At 71.2% G+C, this 16,075-nt stretch carries 17 protein-coding genes; 12 read left to right on the forward strand and 5 right to left on the reverse strand.

Features of this window, described 5'->3' with window-relative positions; genetic code table 11:
- Positions 1–34: 34 nt before the first annotated feature.
- On the reverse strand, positions 35–685 hold the full coding sequence (locus ABD901_RS51165) for an adenylate kinase family protein (RefSeq protein ID WP_345141108.1): 651 nt from the start codon (positions 683–685) through the stop codon (positions 35–37).
- Between the two features lie 613 nt (positions 686–1,298).
- Here ABD901_RS51165 and ABD901_RS51170 point away from each other — a divergent pair.
- The 4 genes from ABD901_RS51170 to ABD901_RS51185 all read left to right on the forward strand — a co-directional run bounded on the left by ABD901_RS51170 (position 1,299) and on the right by ABD901_RS51185 (position 4,367).
- Positions 1,299–2,216: an NADP-dependent oxidoreductase gene (locus tag ABD901_RS51170; protein ID WP_345141111.1), complete on the forward strand. Its 918-nt coding sequence runs from the start codon at positions 1,299–1,301 to the stop codon at positions 2,214–2,216.
- Positions 2,217–2,279: 63 nt separating this feature from the next.
- Positions 2,280–3,197, forward strand: coding sequence for an NADP-dependent oxidoreductase (locus ABD901_RS51175; RefSeq protein WP_345141114.1), 918 nt, complete (start codon positions 2,280–2,282; stop codon positions 3,195–3,197).
- 154 nt (positions 3,198–3,351) lie between these two features.
- Positions 3,352–3,795: a YybH family protein gene (locus tag ABD901_RS51180; protein ID WP_345141117.1), complete on the forward strand. Its 444-nt coding sequence runs from the start codon at positions 3,352–3,354 to the stop codon at positions 3,793–3,795.
- Positions 3,796–3,974: 179 nt separating this feature from the next.
- Entirely contained in the window at positions 3,975–4,367 is a 393-nt protein-coding gene (locus ABD901_RS51185) for a cupin domain-containing protein (RefSeq protein WP_345141120.1), read from the forward strand.
- A 185-nt stretch (positions 4,368–4,552) separates the two neighbouring features.
- Here ABD901_RS51185 and ABD901_RS51190 read toward each other — a convergent pair whose 3' ends face one another.
- Together ABD901_RS51190 and ABD901_RS51195 are read right to left on the reverse strand one after the other, a co-directional pair.
- Positions 4,553–5,209 (reverse strand): response regulator, encoded by a 657-nt coding sequence (locus ABD901_RS51190; RefSeq protein WP_345141123.1) that lies wholly within the window; start codon positions 5,207–5,209, stop codon positions 4,553–4,555.
- A complete protein-coding gene (locus ABD901_RS51195; RefSeq protein ID WP_345141126.1) occupies positions 5,197–7,164 on the reverse strand; it encodes a sensor histidine kinase in 1,968 nt (655 codons plus the stop codon). Before ABD901_RS51195 ends, ABD901_RS51190 begins: the two co-directional genes overlap by 13 nt.
- Positions 7,165–7,309: 145 nt before the next feature.
- Between ABD901_RS51195 and ABD901_RS51200 the strand changes: the two genes are divergently transcribed.
- The 4 genes from ABD901_RS51200 to ABD901_RS51215 all read left to right on the forward strand — a co-directional run bounded on the left by ABD901_RS51200 (position 7,310) and on the right by ABD901_RS51215 (position 11,123).
- Positions 7,310–7,552 carry a hypothetical protein gene (locus ABD901_RS51200; RefSeq protein WP_345141129.1) on the forward strand — a complete coding sequence of 81 codons (243 nt, stop codon included), beginning with the start codon at positions 7,310–7,312 and terminating at the stop codon, positions 7,550–7,552.
- Entirely contained in the window at positions 7,549–8,220 is a 672-nt protein-coding gene (locus tag ABD901_RS51205; protein ID WP_345141132.1) for a DUF998 domain-containing protein, read from the forward strand. The genes ABD901_RS51200 and ABD901_RS51205 overlap by 4 nt, the downstream gene beginning before the upstream one ends.
- 264 nt (positions 8,221–8,484) lie before the next feature.
- Positions 8,485–10,893, forward strand: coding sequence for a family 20 glycosylhydrolase (locus ABD901_RS51210; protein WP_345141135.1), 2,409 nt, complete (start codon positions 8,485–8,487; stop codon positions 10,891–10,893).
- Between the two features lie 92 nt (positions 10,894–10,985).
- The gene (locus tag ABD901_RS51215; RefSeq protein ID WP_345141138.1) at positions 10,986–11,123 is read left to right on the forward strand and encodes a hypothetical protein; all 138 of its coding nucleotides are present in this window, start codon (positions 10,986–10,988) and stop codon (positions 11,121–11,123) included.
- A 67-nt stretch (positions 11,124–11,190) separates the two neighbouring features.
- Here ABD901_RS51215 and ABD901_RS51220 read toward each other — a convergent pair whose 3' ends face one another.
- A complete protein-coding gene (locus ABD901_RS51220; protein WP_345141141.1) occupies positions 11,191–11,856 on the reverse strand; it encodes a response regulator in 666 nt (221 codons plus the stop codon).
- Positions 11,853–12,974 (reverse strand): sensor histidine kinase, encoded by a 1,122-nt coding sequence (locus tag ABD901_RS51225; RefSeq protein ID WP_345141145.1) that lies wholly within the window; start codon positions 12,972–12,974, stop codon positions 11,853–11,855. Before ABD901_RS51225 ends, ABD901_RS51220 begins: the two co-directional genes overlap by 4 nt.
- 171 nt (positions 12,975–13,145) lie before the next feature.
- On the opposite strand from ABD901_RS51225, the gene ABD901_RS51230 reads away from it, so the two are divergent.
- The 4 genes from ABD901_RS51230 to ABD901_RS51245 all read left to right on the forward strand — a co-directional run bounded on the left by ABD901_RS51230 (position 13,146) and on the right by ABD901_RS51245 (position 15,959).
- On the forward strand, positions 13,146–13,880 hold the full coding sequence (locus tag ABD901_RS51230; protein ID WP_345141148.1) for an ABC transporter ATP-binding protein: 735 nt from the start codon (positions 13,146–13,148) through the stop codon (positions 13,878–13,880).
- On the forward strand, positions 13,877–14,929 hold the full coding sequence (locus ABD901_RS51235; protein WP_345141151.1) for an ABC transporter permease: 1,053 nt from the start codon (positions 13,877–13,879) through the stop codon (positions 14,927–14,929). The genes ABD901_RS51230 and ABD901_RS51235 overlap by 4 nt, the downstream gene beginning before the upstream one ends.
- Before the next feature lie 236 nt (positions 14,930–15,165).
- On the forward strand, positions 15,166–15,513 hold the full coding sequence (locus ABD901_RS51240) for an SPFH domain-containing protein (RefSeq protein WP_345141154.1): 348 nt from the start codon (positions 15,166–15,168) through the stop codon (positions 15,511–15,513).
- Complete coding sequence (locus tag ABD901_RS51245) at positions 15,510–15,959, forward strand: SPFH domain-containing protein (RefSeq protein ID WP_345141157.1); 450 nt, start codon at positions 15,510–15,512, stop codon at positions 15,957–15,959. Before ABD901_RS51240 ends, ABD901_RS51245 begins: the two co-directional genes overlap by 4 nt.
- Positions 15,960–16,075: the final 116 nt, after the last annotated feature.

Raw genomic sequence — 16,075 nt, forward strand, 5'->3', positions numbered from 1 at the left:
CAGCAGTGTCGAGCCCGGACGAACAGAGTCGGCATCACAGCAGGCTAGGGGCGTGGCCGAAGGCGGCGTCGAGGCCGGTGAGGTCGACCGGCCGGCGCAGGTGTTCGGGAACGTAGTCGACCAGTGGGCGCATCGCCTCAAGCGCAACGATGATCTCCCGGCCGACCCTCGAGGCGGGGCGCATCGCGTCTACCGACACCAGGATGCCGCGGTCGGCGTACCACGCGAGGATCGGGTGTGTCACTTGGTGGTACAGCTCCAGCCGCTGCCGGATGACGTCCTCGGTGTCGTCGGAGCGGCGCTCGACGACGGCCCGCGCCAACAGCCGTCGTGTCACCTCCTTGTCGTCGGCCGCCAGATGCAGCGCAATGTTCGCGGTCATCTTCAGCTCCACGCCGGTGACGTACATCGCCCGGGCCTGCGCCAGCGTGCGCGGCACCCCGTCGACCACATACTCGCCGCCGGCCGACTTGGCAGCGATATACCCCTCGTGGACCAAGTCCATCACGATCTCGTCGGGTACCAGCTCCCCACGGCTGAGGTGGCTCTCAACGGCCTGGCCGAGATCCGTCTGCCGGGCGACGTGATCGCGCAGCTTCTCGCCTATCACAATGCAGGGGATGTCGAAATGAGCGGCGATCAGCGCGCCCTGCGTTCCCTTGCCCGCGCCCGGGGGCGCGATCATCAGAATCCGCATGATCTCGCCTTCCCGCCCTATTAGCTCCTCGCTTCAATCGTGCCAAGCCAGCCGCATCGGTGCCAAGCGCCACCGACACCAACAGCACCACGACTGCCCCACGCCACAGCCGTCCTGACAGACATCCCATATGGTTTGGGTGTCAAGCGGAGGGTTTGGCGGTTTTCCAGGTGGTGGCCCCAGGCGGTGGCTTCGTTGTAGGTGGTGCCGGTTCTGAGGCAGCCGTGGAGGATGCCGACGAGGCGGTTGCCGATTGGCGTAGGGCGGCTTGGTGCATAGCCGGCTGAAGCACCGGCTCAGACCGATGCCCGGCCTGTGCACCGACCGGACCGCCCCGCTCCCTTGTCCGCGACCTGGGTGAACACCGAGCGTAGCCACGGCTAGTCGGCACAGGCCGTGCGGCACGGTGAGACGATCTACGTGTCCGGACAGTTCTCACACCGCCACGCACAGCTGAGCTGCTTCGAAGCGTCGCTCGACAACGACGCCCTCGCGCCACAACCCGTACCGATCAGCGTGGTCGGACACCGAGGTCTGGTGCCACTAACACTGCTGAACCGACAAAGCCGTGTGGCGATGACTGGGTAAAGCGAGGTCTCCGATGAAGGCGATTGCGGTGACGGACCAGGCTGCGGGAACGGCCGGGATGACGCTGGTGGAGCGGCCCGAGCCGGAACCGGCGATAAACGACGTCGTTGTTCAGGTTCATGCGTCGGGATTCACCTCGGGTGAGCTGACGTGGCCCTCGACCTGGACCGATCGCTTCGGTCGTGACCGGATACCGTCCATTCCCGGACAGGAGCTGGCCGGAGTGGTCACCGCTCTCGGGTACGGCACGACCGGTCTGTCTGTGGGACAGCGGGTGTTCGGCCTCACGGACTCGTATCGCGGCGGCGGGCTGGCGGAGTATGTGGCGATCGAGGCACGCAACCTCGCGCCGCTGCCGGGCGACGTCGATTTCACGGTGGGCGCGAGCCTGCCGATGCCGGGCCTGACTGCGTGGCAAGGGCTGTTCGAGCATGGCCGCCTTCAGGCGGGGCAGAGTGTCCTCGTGCACGGCGCGGCCGGCTCAGTCGGGTCGATGGTGACTCAGCTCGCACGTGAGTTCGGCGCCTACGTCATCGGCACCGGGCGCGCTGGTGACCGTCAGAAGGCGCTCGACTTCGGCGCGATGCAGTTCGTCGACCTTGAGAACGACGCCCTGGAAGACGTCGGCGGCGTCGACCTGGTGTTCGATGTCATCGGCGGAGACATCCAGAGGCGGTCCGCAGGCTTGATTCGGGCCGGAGGAACGCTGGTGTCCGTCGTCGGGCCGCCCGAGGCGCGGCCCGCGGACGGCTTGGCGATCGACTTCGTTGTTGCGTCCGATCGCGCCCAGCTGGGTGAGATCGTCCGCCGGGTCCGGGACGGACGACTGCGGACGAACATCGGCGACATCGCAACCCTCGACGATGCCGTCGCCGCCCTCAACCCGACCGAGCGGCTCAGCGGGCAGACGATCATCCGCGTTCGTCCGTGAGCGATACGCGCACATCGATGCAACACTTCGCCAAAGAGACAAATGACCAAGGAGACAGTTCCCATGAGGGCGATCGTGGTGACGAACCAGGCTGCGGGAACGGCCGGGATGACGCTGGTGGACCGGCCGGAGCCGCCGGCAGCGATCAACGACGTCGTCGTTCAGGTTCATGCGTCGGGATTCGTCCCGACTGAGACGGCGTGGCCCTCGACCTGGACCGATCGCCGCGACCGTGACCGAACGCCGTCGATCCCCGGGCACGAGATGGCCGGAATGGTCACCGCTGTCGGGTACGGCACGACCGGTGTGTCTGTGGGACAGCGGGTGTTCGGCATCACGGACTGGCATCGCGACGGCACCCTGGCGGAGTATGTGGCCGTCGAGGCACGCAATCTCGCGCCGCTGCCGGGCGACGTCGACTTCACGGTGGGCGCGAGCCTGCCGATCTCGGGCCTGACCGCGTGGCAAGGGCTGTTCGAGCACGGCCGCCTTCAGGCGGGGCAGAGTGTCCTCGCGCACGGCGCGGCCGGCGCAGTCGGGACGATGGTGACGCAACTCGCGCGCGAGGCTGGCGCGTATGTCATCGGTACGGGGCGCGCTGGTGACCGGCAGAAGGCGCTCGACTTCGGCGCGATGGAGTTCGTCGACCTTGAGAACGACGCCCTGGAAGACGTCGGCGGCGTCGACCTGGTGTTCGATGTCATCGGCGGAGACATCCAGAATCGGTCCGCAGGCCTGATCCGGGCCGGAGGAACGCTGGTGTCCGTCGTCGGGCCGCCCGAGGCGCGGCCCGCGGACGGCTTGGCGATCGACTTTGTTGTCGAGTCCGATCGCGCCCAGCTGGGTGAGATCGTCCGCCGGGTCCGGGACGGACGACTGCGGACGAACATCGGCAATATCGCAACCCTCGACGATGCCGTCGCCGCCCTCAACCCGACCGAGCGGATCAAGGGAAAGACGATCATCCGCGTTCGTCCGTGAGGACTCGGGGACGCGATCGTCGCGCGGTAGGTCGGCATAACCAGGCTGGCATTCCCTGAGCAACTAGTGGAGATCCCCAGCTCGATGAGACCGGCGTGAGATGGGAGATGACCTGCGGATTCTCCTCCAGCCTGGCCATCACCAGCGTTATAGCGTGGGACGCATCGCAGTTCAACGAACACAACAGGAGATCGCGATGTCCGAGTCCCATTCGCTCCCCACTGGACCCGAAGGCGTCATCCCGTCGCTGATTGAGCGATTTAACTCCGGCAAGGTCAGCGAGATGATGACCTTGTACGAAGGAGCCGTGCTCGTCGCGGACGACGGGCGAACCGTCACTGATCGCGCCGAGATCGCTGCCGAACTCGAGCGCGATCTCAGCCTCGGCCTGCCGCTGGAGGCCAAGGCGCGCCATGTGTTCGTTGCCGGAGACATCGCCGAGATCGTGGTGGACTGGTCAATTGATGGCACAGGTCCCGACGGCAAGCACGTGCACGTCGAAGGCACGGCAAGCGATGTCGCGCGCCGCGGCACGGATGGACTCTGGCGGTACCTGATCGACAATCGTCTTGGGACGGCGGTGCGACAGCCCGCCTGACATGTGTGCGCCCTGGGAGCTCTCGGCGCTCGGAGGATGCGCAAGCCATTTTCGGCTCCTCGCGGTCCGGCACACCCTGGTCACCTCGCCCGGATGGCGGCGGTTGGGCACCGCCGGGCAACCATGAATGTTCGTAGCCGGTGGCTACGGACACGCTCGGGATACGTTGGAGGATTGGAATGCCCAAGGACCTCGTCACACGCACGACGCTGCTCGACGAGTCACCGCCGTTCATCCCCGATTCGCCCGAGCTCATGACCGTGCTGCTCGAGGTGCCGCCGGGCGAGGGCATCCCGCCGCACCGGCATTCCGGCCCGTTGTCCGCCTACGTCCTCGAAGGCGAGATGATCTTCGAACTGGAGGGCCAGCCGGAGCGAGTGATCCGGGCCGGCGAGGCGGTTTTCGAGCCGGGCGGCGACGTCATCCACTACCAAACCACCAACAACCGGCCGGACACCTGGCTGCGCTTCCTGGCCACCATGATCATGGTGCCGGGTCAGCCGATGCAAACGCTGGTCAGCGAGGAAGAACTCGAACAGCGCCGCGACCGCCGGGCACCCCGGCCCTCCTGAGCTTCAGTAGGGCGCCACAGCGCCGAGCCACCGCATGTACGCCTGCGGCCCTCGTGGGAGTTCGGCACCAGCGCACGCAGCCGAGTACAGATAGTCCGAACTTGGCCTGCCGCGGCCTGGGCCGGCATTTCTGGCTTACCCGGTCACTGGCCCCGCCGGGCTGGTAGTGCATAGATAGCCGCGGCTCAGGGCCGGCCGTTGCCCAGGTACGCCAGGACGGCCTTGACCCGGCGGTGCTCCTCGGCGGTGCTGGCGATGCCGAGCTTGGCGAACACCGCGCCGGTGTAGGTCTCGACGGTGCGCACGCCGACGTGCAGACGCGCCGCGATGCCGCCGTTGGACAGCCCCTCGGCCATGAGCGCGAGCACCTCGGCCTCGCGCTCGGTGAGCGAGGCGAGCGGGTTGGTGCGGGCGGTGCTGCGCCCGACGAGCCGGGCCACCACCACAGGGTCGATGGCGCTGCCGCCGCCGGCGACCCGGCGCACCGCGTCGAGGAAGTCGTCGATCTGCAGCACCCGGTCCTTGAGCAGATAGCCCATGCCGGCCGGGTTGTCCCGGAACAGGTCGACGGCGGCGGTGGCCTCGACATACTGTGACAGCAGCACGACCGCCGTCTCCGGCCGGTGCGTGCGAATGCGCCGGGCGGCGACGATGCCGTCGTCGGTGTGCTCGGGCGGCATCCGGATGTCGGCGATGACCAGGTCCGGCGCGAGGCTGTGGGCGGCCCGGACCAGGTCGGGCGCGGAGCCCACCGCGGCGACCACCTGATAGCCGTCGTCGGTGAGGATGCGCACGATCCCCTCGCGTAGGAGGACCGCATCGTCGGCGACTACGACACGCACGGCAGGTCCGCGACAAGAGTGGTGCCGCCCCTGGCAGGGCTGTCGACGCGCAGAGACCCGGCGTGCGCCTGCACCCGGTCGGCGAGGTGCCGCAGTCCCCGGCCGTCGGGGTCGGCGCCGCCCGGCCCGTTGTCGCTGACCCGGACGAGCAGCCGGCCGCCGGCGGTGGACACCTCGACGTGGACGGTCCCGCCGGGAGCGTGCTTGCTGGCGTTGGCGATCCCCTCGCAGGCCACGAACCAGGCGGTCGCTTCGATGCTCGGCGCGTACCGGCCGGGCACCTGGCAGGTGACCACGACTGTGTCCGGCCGGGCGAGGTCGGCGATCGCGGCCGGCAGCCCGCCGGTAACCAGCGCGGGCGGCAGGATGCCGTGCACCAGGTCCCGGATGTCCTTGAGGCCGGCGCGCAGCTCGTCGACGGTGAAGCCGAGCAGTTCCATGGCGTCCGGCGGATACGACGCCCGGCGCCGCGCGGACTGGATGTGCAACGCGAGACCGGCCAGCCGTTGCTGGGCGCCGTCGTGCAGGTCGCGCTCGATCCGGCGCCGTTCGGCGTCGGCTGCGACCGCCAGCCTTGCCCGAGACGCGCGGACCTCGACGAGCTGCAGCGACAATTCGGCCTGCAGCCGGGCGTGTTCGAGCACGGGGGTGGCGGCGCGCAGCACCGACCGGGCCAGTCCAGGCTCACGACTGCCGTGCACGACCAACGCGATCGTCTCGGCTCCCCGGGCGATCCGTTCGATCGTCCGGCCGGTCGCCGGCGCGGGCGGAGCGGTCACGCCGCCGTCCAGATCCAGCAGGACGCTCGGCTCGCGGGCCTGGAAGTAGATCTCCAGCGAGGGGTCGCCGAGCGCCCTGCGCAGCGTGTCCCGGACCTCCGCCGGCTGCACAGGCTCGTGGCCGACCTGCCGGGACAATCCATGCAGCATCCGTACCGCGTCGTGGGTGCGCCGGTCGAACAGCCGGTCGATCAGGTCCTGCAGCCGATCGCGCACCGGGCGCAGCAACAGCGCCACCACGAACGCGCTCACGGCGGCGGCGACCGTCGAGCCGCGGCCGACGACCAGGGCGAGCGTCACGTCCCCGGCGGCGAACGTGGCGACCAGGACGACCGTCAGGAGCCCGTACACGAGTGTCCGGTTGATCAGCCGGTCGACGTTGTAGAGCCGGAACCGGAAGATGCCCAGCCCGATGCCGGTCAGCAGCGCGACCGGCCCGAGCGCGCGGGTCCAGGCGAAGCCGGGGATGAGCCCGGTCGTGTTGAGCACGAGCCCGAACGCGGCGCCGAAGCCGAACCACTTCACCTGCTGGCGCACGTCGCCGGCCTCGCGCCGGCCGCGCACCACCACCGACGCCAACGCGAGGACGGCGGCGACCAACGCCAGCACCCCGCCGACGCTGAGCGCGGCGTCGACGGCGTGCCCCACCACGGTGTCGGGCACCGGCGCGTCCGGCAGCAGCCGCGGTCCCCGGTACGGCCACATCGCGGCCGGCACCGCGACACCGAACAGCAGAGCCACCGCCGCGCACAGCACCGGCACGACCCGCCAGACCCGCCCGGGCAGCCGACCATCGGGGAACAACACCGCGATCATCGGCGCCGTCGCCACCGACTGCAGATACATCCAGGCCAGCCAGGACGCCGACGGCCCACCGGGCAGCGAGCCGGGATCGGTGACCAGCGCCCGGTAGGACCACGCCCCGGCCGCCGCGGCGACGGCCCGCACGAACCCACTGAACACGAAGAGCCAGCCGATCGGATGGCGCGGGCTGCGGGTCAGGATGAACGCGCCGAGCAGCCCGTTGCCCAGCCCGAGCGCACAGTCCAACGCCAGGTCCCGGCCCGGTGGCACGCCGTCGCGGAGCGCGAACACCAGCGCCAGGCCGATGCCCACCGCCGCCGCGGCGCACAGCAGCCAGCCAAGCGCACTCCACCGAGGCGCCCGAACTTCCATCCTGGCATGGTCGCACCCCGCCGGGCTCCGCGGCTCCGGGCCAGCACGGAGCGCCGCGCGGGCACGCCACGATGCGCCGGCCCGGCCGGCGCGCCGAACCTGGACATGGCCCAACAACCCGAAGCACAAACCCATGGAGGTCGACATGTTCGCTCTGCTCCCCGTCATCGGCGGACTCCTTGCCGGCTGGCTCGCCCCGCGCAAGGTCGCGATCGCGCTCCAGGTCCTCTTCTACGCCGCGGCGGTCGCGCTGCTGACCATGTCCGCACCCGACCACGGCGGCGACTACGGCGACGTTCTCTGGATCGCGCCGGCGCTCGCCGTGATCTCCGCTGTCACCCTCCTCGTCGGGCTCCGCCTCGGCCGCCGCGCCCGGGCGCAGTCGTGAACCGCCGGACCGTGCAGCGGGTCCTCGGCGCGGCCGCCGTCGCCGGACCCCTCGCATGCGTGGCCGCCTGGGCGTTCGCCTCGGTGTCCGTTCCCGGGTACCACCCGATGCGCGCCGACCTCAGCGCCCTCGCCGCCGCCGGCGCACCCCGGCCGTGGATCACGATGAGCGGCGAGCTGCTACTCGCCGCCGGGTTCCTGGCTCTGGCCGCCCGGCTGGCGGCCACGCTCACCGGCCGGGAGGCGGCCGCCGGCATCGCCCTGCTCGCGACGACGGGCGTCACCGTGGCGGTGCAGGCGCTCGCCCGCGAGGACTGCGACACCGGCCTGGCCGTGTGCATGGCACGCGAACAGGCCGGCACGGTCTCCTGGCACCACCAGCTACACGGCCTCGCCGCCGTCCTGTCCTTCATGACCTTCCTCGCCGCGCCGGCCATCCTGGCCGTCCCGTTGCGCGCCGCCGCCCACCGGCGCGCCCTCGCCACCTACTCGACGCTCACCACCGTTGCCGGACTGGTCCTGCTGGTCGACTACGTCGCTGCGCCCGCCGGATGGAACGGCCTGGCCGAGCGTGTGTTCGTCACGGTCCCGGTGGCGTGGACTGTGGTGCTCGGCATCGGGCTCCGCCGGGAGCCGCAGGTTCGCGCAACACTGAGCAACTGTCCCTGACCTCGCTGCGCGACGAAGAGTCAACGGCATGGCGGGGACGCTACCGGCTGTCGTCACAGATCGACGACGACAAGCTGGGACCGTGAGCGTACGACAGCTATCGGTCATCTTCCCGTCGCGCGGTTGCCCATGCATGCCCGAACTCCTACCCGCCGGTTCGCCAGCCCGCGCGCCGGACCCGATGGCTCCCTTGACACTTTCCCGCGCGGGACATAGCGTGCCGTCAAACTAGCAGGAAACTTAACAGTTTCGCTGGAGGATGCCGTGCACCGTTCCCCGCGCAACCGGCTGCTCGCCTCTGCCGTGGCCGTCGCGACCGCCGCCACCGGCGCCGCCTTGCTGCTGACGGCCTCCCCGGCCAGCGCCGCGGTGAGCCTCTCCGACGTCGTACCCGCGCCGGTGTCGGCGCAGCCCGCGGCCGGCGTGACCTACACGCTGCCGTCGAACGCCGCGATCCAGACTGCGGCCGGCGCCACCGACGCCGGCAACTACCTCGCCGGCATCCTCCGCCCGTCGACCGGCTACGCGCTGCCGGTCTCCACCACGACCGGCACGCCGACGAGCGGCATCGCACTGCTGCTGTCCGGTGCCGACCCGAGCGTGGGCGCCGAGGGCTACCAGCTCGACGTGACCGCCGCCGCCGTCACGCTCCGCGCGCAGACCGCGGCCGGGCTGTTCCACGGGGTGCAGACGCTGCGGCAGCTGCTGCCGGCGACGGTCGAGGCGCAGACCGTCCAGAGTGGGCCGTGGACGGTCACCGGCGGCCGGATCGTCGACTACCCGCGGTACGCGTACCGCGGCGCGATGCTCGACGTGTCGCGGCACTTCTTCGCCCCCGACGTGGTGAAGCGGTACATCGACGAGATCGCGCAGTACAAGATCAATATCTTGCACCTCCACCTCTCCGACGACCAGGGCTGGCGCATCGTGATCGATGCCTGGCCGCAGCTGGCTACCGTGGGCGGCAGCACCCAGGTGGGCGGCGGCGCGGGCGGCTACTACACCAAGGCGCAGTACTCCGACCTGGTCTCCTACGCGGCGTCGCGACAGATCACCATCGTGCCCGAGATCGACATGCCCGGCCACGTCAACGCCGCGCTCGCCTCCTACGCGCAGCTCAACTGCAACAACACGGCCCCGCCGCTGTACACCGGCACGAACGTCGGCTTCAGCTCGCTGTGCGTCAGCAAGGAGGTCACGTACACGTTCGTGCAGCAGGTGCTCAACGAGCTCGCTGCCATCACCCCCGGGCCGTATCTGCACGTCGGCGGCGACGAGGCGTCGAGCACGCCGGCGGCGGACTACACCACGTTCATGAACCGCGTGCAGCCCTTCGTCGGCGCGGCCGGCAAGACCGTCGTCGGCTGGCACCAGATCGGGCAGGCCGACCACACGACGAACCGTGTCGCGCAGTACTGGGGAACGTCCACATCGGACGCTGACCTGAGCGCCGCGGTGAGTAAGGGCGACAAGATCCTGCTGTCGCCGGCGAACAAGGCGTACCTCGACATGAAGTACACCAACTCGACCCCGCTCGGCCAGACGTGGGCCGGCCTGATCGAGGTGCAGACCGCCTACAACTGGGACCCGGGCGCCTACCTCTCCGGCGTGCCGGCCAGCGCGATCCTCGGCGTCGAGGCTCCACTGTGGACCGAGACCATCACCAAGCTGGCCGACATCGAGTTCATGGCGTTCCCGCGGCTGCCGGCGCTGGCCGAGCTGGCCTGGTCGCCGCAGTCGGCACGCAACTGGGACACGTTCAAGGTGCGGCTCGGCGCGCAGGGTCCACGGTGGACGGTGCAGGGGATCAACTACTACAGCTCGCCGCAGGTCCCGTGGGGCACGCAGCAGACAACGCGCAGCGCGTACACCCAGATCCAGGCCGAGAGCTACAACGCCCAGACCGGGACGCAGACCGAGACCACCACCGACACCGGCGGCGGCCAGAACGTCGGCTTCATCACGCCCGGCGACACGCTCGCCTACGACCTCGACTTCGGCGCGGCGTCGCCGGCCTCGGTCACGACCCGGCTGGCCTCCGGCGCGTCCAGCGGCACCATCCAGTACCGCCTGGACTCGACCACCGGCCCGATCATCGCCAGCGTCCCCGTCACCTCCACCGGCGGCTGGCAGGCCTGGACCAGCACCACCACCAACCTGACCGGCGCGGCCACCGGCGTGCACCGGCTGTACCTCACCTTCACCGGCACCGCGGGCACCGACTTCGTCAACCTCAACTGGCTACAGTTCAACGCCGGCGGCGGACTGCCCAACGCGTACAGCGTGCGGCAGGCGGAGAGCTTCAGCAGCCAGTCCGGCACCCAGACCGAGACCACCACCGACACCGGCGCCGGCCAGAACGTCGGCTACATCACGCCCGGCGACTGGCTCGGCTACACCAACGTGGACTTCGGCACCCCGACCGCGGCGTCGGTGACCACGCGACTGGCCTCCGGCGCGTCCAGCGGCACCATCCAGTACCGCCTGGACTCCACCACCGGCCCGATCATCGCCAGCGTCCCCGTCACCTCCACCGGCGGCTGGCAGGCCTGGACCAGCACCACCACCAACCTGACCGGCTCGGCCACCGGCGTCCACACGGTGTTCCTCACGTTCACCGGCACGGCAGGCGCCGACTTCGTCAACCTCAACTGGTTCCAGTTCAACCGGTAGCGCCTGTTTCACACTGTGCGGCCCGGCATGCGGGGCGACCAGGATGTCGCGCTGGATGGCCTGGTCCAAGCGGTGGCGGAAGGCGTCATAGGGTGCGAACGTCGAGCACCTCGAGGCCGGCGGCGGCGAGCACGCCGCCGGCCTCCTCGCGCCGCGCCACGATCAAGGGCCTGGTCGAGGCGTCGCCGCGGCACCTCGTCGCGGCCGCCGCCGAGGTCCGCGCGAGCTGACCGTCCGCATTCCCGGGCGGGCGCGCGTCGCTGACCCGCCCGGCCCGTTCAGCCCGAAGTGACCGCGTCAGTCGGTCGTCGGGCGGACCAGGCCGGTGTTGTACGCGGCGATGACGAGCTGGGCCCGGTCGCGGGCGGCGAGCTTCATCAGCAGCCGGCTGACGTGGGCCTTCGCGGTGGACAGGCTGACATGCAGGTGCGCGGCGATCTCGGCGTTGGACAGGCCGAGGCCGACCAGGGTCAGCACCTCCCGCTCCCGGTCGGTGGTGTCGGCCAGGTCGGCGACCGGCCGCCGGCCGGGCTCCGGGCGGCGGACGAACTCCTCGATGAGCCGCCGGGTGACGCTCGGCGCGAGCAACGACTCGCCGGAGGCGACGACGCGGATCGCGGTGAGCAGGTCGGCCGGGCGGGTGTCCTTGAGCAGGAAGCCGCTGGCGCCGTTGCGGAGGGCGGCGAACACGTACTCGTCGACGTCGAACGTGGTGAGGATGATGACCCTCACCGCGGCGAGGTCCGGCCTGGTGCAGATCTGGCGGGTCGCCTCGATGCCGTCCAGGCCGGGCATCCGGACGTCCATGAGCACGACGTCGGGCCGTTCCCGGGCCGAGAGGTCGACCGCGTCGGCGCCGGTGGCGGCCTCGCCGACGGCGGTGAGGTCGGGCGCGGTGTCGACCAGGACCCGGATGCTGCCGCGGACCAGCGTCTGGTCGTCGGCGACCACCACGCGGATCACGCGGCCTCCGCCCGGGGGATCGCGAACGTGGCGACGACCTGGAAGCCCGGGTGGCCGGGCGACGGGCCGGCCTGCAGGGTCCCGCCGTACATGCGGGTCCGCTCCCGCATCCCGGTGATGCCGTGGCCGGCGGCGGCGGCCCCGCCCCGTCCCTCGTCGCTCACCCGCACCGTGACCAGGGTCGGGCCGCGGTCGATGCACACCCGGCAGCGATCGGTCGCGGCGTGCTTGATGACATTGGTGATGGCCTCCTGCACGACACGATAGGCGGCCAGATCCACGCCGCCGGGCAGCCCGCCCGGCTCGCCGGTGACCTCCAGGGCGACGTGGACGCCGGCGGTGGCGGCCTGGGCGACCAGCGCCGGCACGTCGGCGAGGCCCGGGGCCGGCCGGACCGGTTCGTCCGGATCGCGCAGCACCCCGAGCAGCGCCCGCATCTCCTGTAGCGCGGACCGGCTCATCTCCTCGATGGAGGCCAGCGCCCGGCGCGCCTCCTCGGGGCGTTCGGCGGCCACGTGGTTGGCCACACCGGACTGCAGCGCGATCACGCTCATCGAGTGGGCGACGACGTCGTGCAGCTCGCGCGCGATCCGCAGGCGCTCGTCGGTCAGCCGGCGCTCGGCCCGCTGCTCGTTGTGCAGGCGCTGTTGCTGTACCGCATAGCCGATGACCCACGCGATCGACACCAGCAGCGCGCCCTCCAGCAGTGCTCCGACCCGGTTCGGGCCGGGCCGGGCCAGCGGGGCGACGGCGACGCCGGCCGCGCCGGCGAGCAAGGTGCCGGCCAGCACCCACAGTGCCATGCGGCGGGGGAAGCGCAGCGGGATCAGGTACATCACGAAGGCGACCACCACCCACGGCAGCGGGAACGCGCCTGCGCCCAGGGCGACCGGCCCGGCGAGCAGCGCGACGCCGAGCGCGACCAGTGGCCGCCGGCGCCGTAGCGCCCCGGCGGCCAGCGCCGCCGCCAGGCCGGCCCAGAACGCCCAGGATGGCCCCTGCGGCCCGGCCGCCGCCCGCGTCGGCACCGCGGAGCCGACCAGCAGTACCAGCGCGGTCACGCAGTCGATCGCAACCCACTGCGCGGCGCTGAGGCGATCGGTCGGGTGGAGCCGCATAGGGATCACGCTAACGCCCCGCGCGGTTCGGTGTCGTCGGACCACAGACCGATGCCGCGGGGTGTACTCCAGGCCGATCGGCGGCGCGAAAGTCCGGACCCGGGCCCGACGACGGACGCAGCGCCCGCGGCGCACGGTGGTACCGACACCGACGGCAAGGAGAACCCCACGATGACGGCTGCCATCGACGCCCGCGGCCTGGGCAAGCGCTACCAGGGCCGGTGGGCCCTGCAGGAATGCACGATGTCGATCCCGGCCGGGCACGTGGTCGGGCTCGTCGGGCCCAACGGCGCCGGCAAGAGCACGCTGCTGAACCTGGCGGTCGGGCTGCTCGCCCCGACCGGCGGCACCGTGCGCGTGTTCGGCGGGCCGCCCGGGGCGAGCCGGGCCCGGATCGGGTTCGTCGCCCAGGACGCGCCGCTGTACGCCGGGCTGTCGGTCGCCGACCATCTCACCCTGGGCGCGCGGCTCAACCCCGCCTGGGATCCGGCGTACGCCGCCGGCCGCGTGCGGCGGCTGGGACTGGACCTCCGCCGGCGGGCCGGGCGCCTGTCCGGCGGGCAGCGCGCGCAGCTCGCGCTGACGCTGGCCCTCGCCAAGCGCCCGGACCTGCTCGTGCTCGACGAACCGGTGGCCAGCCTCGACCCGCTGGCCCGGCGCGAGTTCCTCGACGACCTGGCCGGGGCGGTCGCCGCCCGGGCCACGAGCGTCGTGCTGTCCTCGCACCTCGTGACCGACCTGGAGCGGATCTGTGACCACCTGATCGTGCTCGGCGCCGGCCGGGTGCAGCTGGCCGGGCGCATCGCCGACCTGCTCGCCACCCGGCGGGACGGCACGACGCTGGAGGACCTCGTCCTGACCACGCTGCGCCGAGTCCGGCCCGCCGAAACGGAGACCATCGCATGATCTGGCTGACCTGGCGACGATTCCGCGCCCAGGCCTGGGCCGCGCTCGGCGGCCTGGCCGCGCTCGCCGCCGTCCTCGCCGTCACGGGGCCGCGCCTCGCCCATCTGCACGCAAGCAGCGGCCTGGACACCTGCGCCGCCGCCGGCGACTGCATCGCCGCGCAGCGCGCGTTCGCCGCCGGGGTCAAGGCCGACGACGTGTACCCGCTGGTGTTCTTCGCCGGGATCGCGCTGGTGTACCTCGCTCCGGTGCTGATCGGCCTGTTCTGGGGGGCGCCGCTGCTCTCCCGGGAGCTCGAGGCGGGCACGTTCCGCCTGGTGTGGACCCAGAGCGTCGGCCGCGTCCGCTGGCTGGCCGTCATGCTCGGCCTGGCCGGCGGGGCCGCGTTGCTGGTCACCGCCCTGCTCAGCTGGGCGATCACCCGGTGGTCCGGCCCCATCGACCACGCCGACGGCCTGCCCGGCGCGGACCAGGGCCTCGACCTGCCCAACCGGTTCATACCGCTGCTGTTCGGCGCGCGCGACCTCGCCCCGGTCGGCTACGCCGCGTTCGCCTTCACCGTCGGCGTCGCCGCCGGCGCGCTGGTGCGCCGGACCGTCCCGGCCATGGCGGTCACGCTCGCCGTCCTCGCCGCCGTGCAGCTGATCGTCCCCACCGTCGTCCGCGAGCACTACCGCCCCGCGCAGACCGCCCTGGTGCCGCTCACCCTCGATGCCGGCAAGCCCCAGGCGATCACGATCGACGGCGGGAGCCTGACGGTGTCGACCCCGGTCAGCATCCCCGGTGGCTGGATCGTCTCGGTCCGAACCGTCGACCCGGCCGGCCGGCCGTTCACCGGGCCGGCCCCGGCGATCTGCCTCGACCGGGCCAGCACCCCGACCGAATGCGACGACGCGATCAACCAGCTGCACCTGCAGCAGCTCGTCGCCTACCAGCCCGGGACGCGCTACTGGCAGTTCCAGTGGTACGAGACATCCGCCTACGTGCTCCTGGCGCTGTTGCTGTCGGGCGCCCTGCTCCGCAACGTCCGGCGCCTACGCCCGGTCTGAGGCGCCCGGGACGCACGGCGACGTCCTCGTATGGGCCTGACCGACCCGTGTCTGCGAGACGAAGATGCCGAGCCGGACGTAGCTGCCGGCGTTCGCGGTAGCGCGCAGGGTTCACGGTCGCCGCAGCCGACCGTCCACTCACGACAGACCGGGGCTGCGCGCCGTCGCTACAGTGCGTGGCAGATGCCAAGCGTTCGCCTGTCCCACCATGGATCCGCGTTACTTCCGGAGGGCTGATGGTGCTCTGGTTCGGCGTCGGGCTGCTGGCCTGGCTCTTGCTACGGTTCGTGGTACGGGGCTTCTACACCGTCGGCCCCAACGAACGGGCGGTGATCACCACCTTCGGCCGGGCGCGGCGCCTGGGCACGGCGACGACGCTCGATGACCCGATCACGCAGTCGCTCAGCCCCGAGGAGGCCGACCGATACGTCTATCCGCAGGTGCGGGTGGTCCACCCGGGCGTACACCGCAAATGGCCCTGGCAGACCGTGCACAAGGCGTCGATCGCGACGGTCATCGTGTCCATCGCCTTCGACCCCGACGACCTGAGGCCAACCACGGCGGCACCGTGCTCGACGCGGTGACGAAGGATCAGCTGAACACCGGGTTCACCGGGCAGTTGCGGTACACGATCTCCGAGCGGAACCTGTACGCCTACCTGTTCGGCGTCAAGGATCCGGTGTCGCACGTCATGGGCTACTTCGTGTCGGTCCTGCGGGACCGGGTGGCCAACTTCTCGGCACCGCAGGGGCAGGGGACGGGCGACGGTACCGCGGATCTCGACGCCGCGCAGGCGATCTCGATCAACGACCTGCGCAAGAACCTGAGCGATCTCAACGACCACATGAACGCGGAGTGCGCCTCGGCCGCCGCCCGGTACGGCATCGCGCTCGACGCGGTGCTGATCACCGGCATCGACCCGCCACCCGAGATCGAGTCGGCGCTGGCCGCCATCAACACCGCGCACAACCAGGTCTCCGGCAACATCAGCCTGGCGCACGCCGCCGCCGACCAAAAGAGGCCCTCCTGACTGATCCGTGGGCCAGTTGGTGGTCATCTGGGGAGTACGGGGCGGTATCCGCTGAGGCTGAGCATGGCGAGGGCGATGATGGCTTCGGCAGAGTGGAATCCGAAGGCTCTGCGAAC

The organism is Dactylosporangium darangshiense, assembly GCF_039537565.1.
Taxonomy (GTDB): domain Bacteria; phylum Actinomycetota; class Actinomycetes; order Mycobacteriales; family Micromonosporaceae; genus Dactylosporangium; species Dactylosporangium darangshiense.

Excerpts from the sequence above, each read along its gene's own strand:
- ABD901_RS51165 (WP_345141108.1), bottom strand. The coding sequence starts at position 685 with ATGATCGCGCCCCCGGGCGCGGGCAAGGGAACGCAGGGCGCGCTGATC.
- ABD901_RS51170 (WP_345141111.1), top strand. The coding sequence starts at position 1,299 with ATGAAGGCGATTGCGGTGACGGACCAGGCTGCGGGAACGGCCGGGATG.
- ABD901_RS51175 (WP_345141114.1), top strand. The coding sequence starts at position 2,280 with ATGAGGGCGATCGTGGTGACGAACCAGGCTGCGGGAACGGCCGGGATG.
- ABD901_RS51185 (WP_345141120.1), top strand. The coding sequence starts at position 3,975 with ATGCCCAAGGACCTCGTCACACGCACGACGCTGCTCGACGAGTCACCG.
- ABD901_RS51195 (WP_345141126.1), bottom strand. The coding sequence starts at position 7,164 with ATGGAAGTTCGGGCGCCTCGGTGGAGTGCGCTTGGCTGGCTGCTGTGC.
- ABD901_RS51200 (WP_345141129.1), top strand. The coding sequence starts at position 7,310 with ATGTTCGCTCTGCTCCCCGTCATCGGCGGACTCCTTGCCGGCTGGCTC.
- ABD901_RS51225 (WP_345141145.1), bottom strand. The coding sequence starts at position 12,974 with ATGCGGCTCCACCCGACCGATCGCCTCAGCGCCGCGCAGTGGGTTGCG.
- ABD901_RS51230 (WP_345141148.1), top strand. The coding sequence starts at position 13,146 with ATGACGGCTGCCATCGACGCCCGCGGCCTGGGCAAGCGCTACCAGGGC.
- ABD901_RS51235 (WP_345141151.1), top strand. The coding sequence starts at position 13,877 with ATGATCTGGCTGACCTGGCGACGATTCCGCGCCCAGGCCTGGGCCGCG.
- ABD901_RS51240 (WP_345141154.1), top strand. The coding sequence starts at position 15,166 with ATGGTGCTCTGGTTCGGCGTCGGGCTGCTGGCCTGGCTCTTGCTACGG.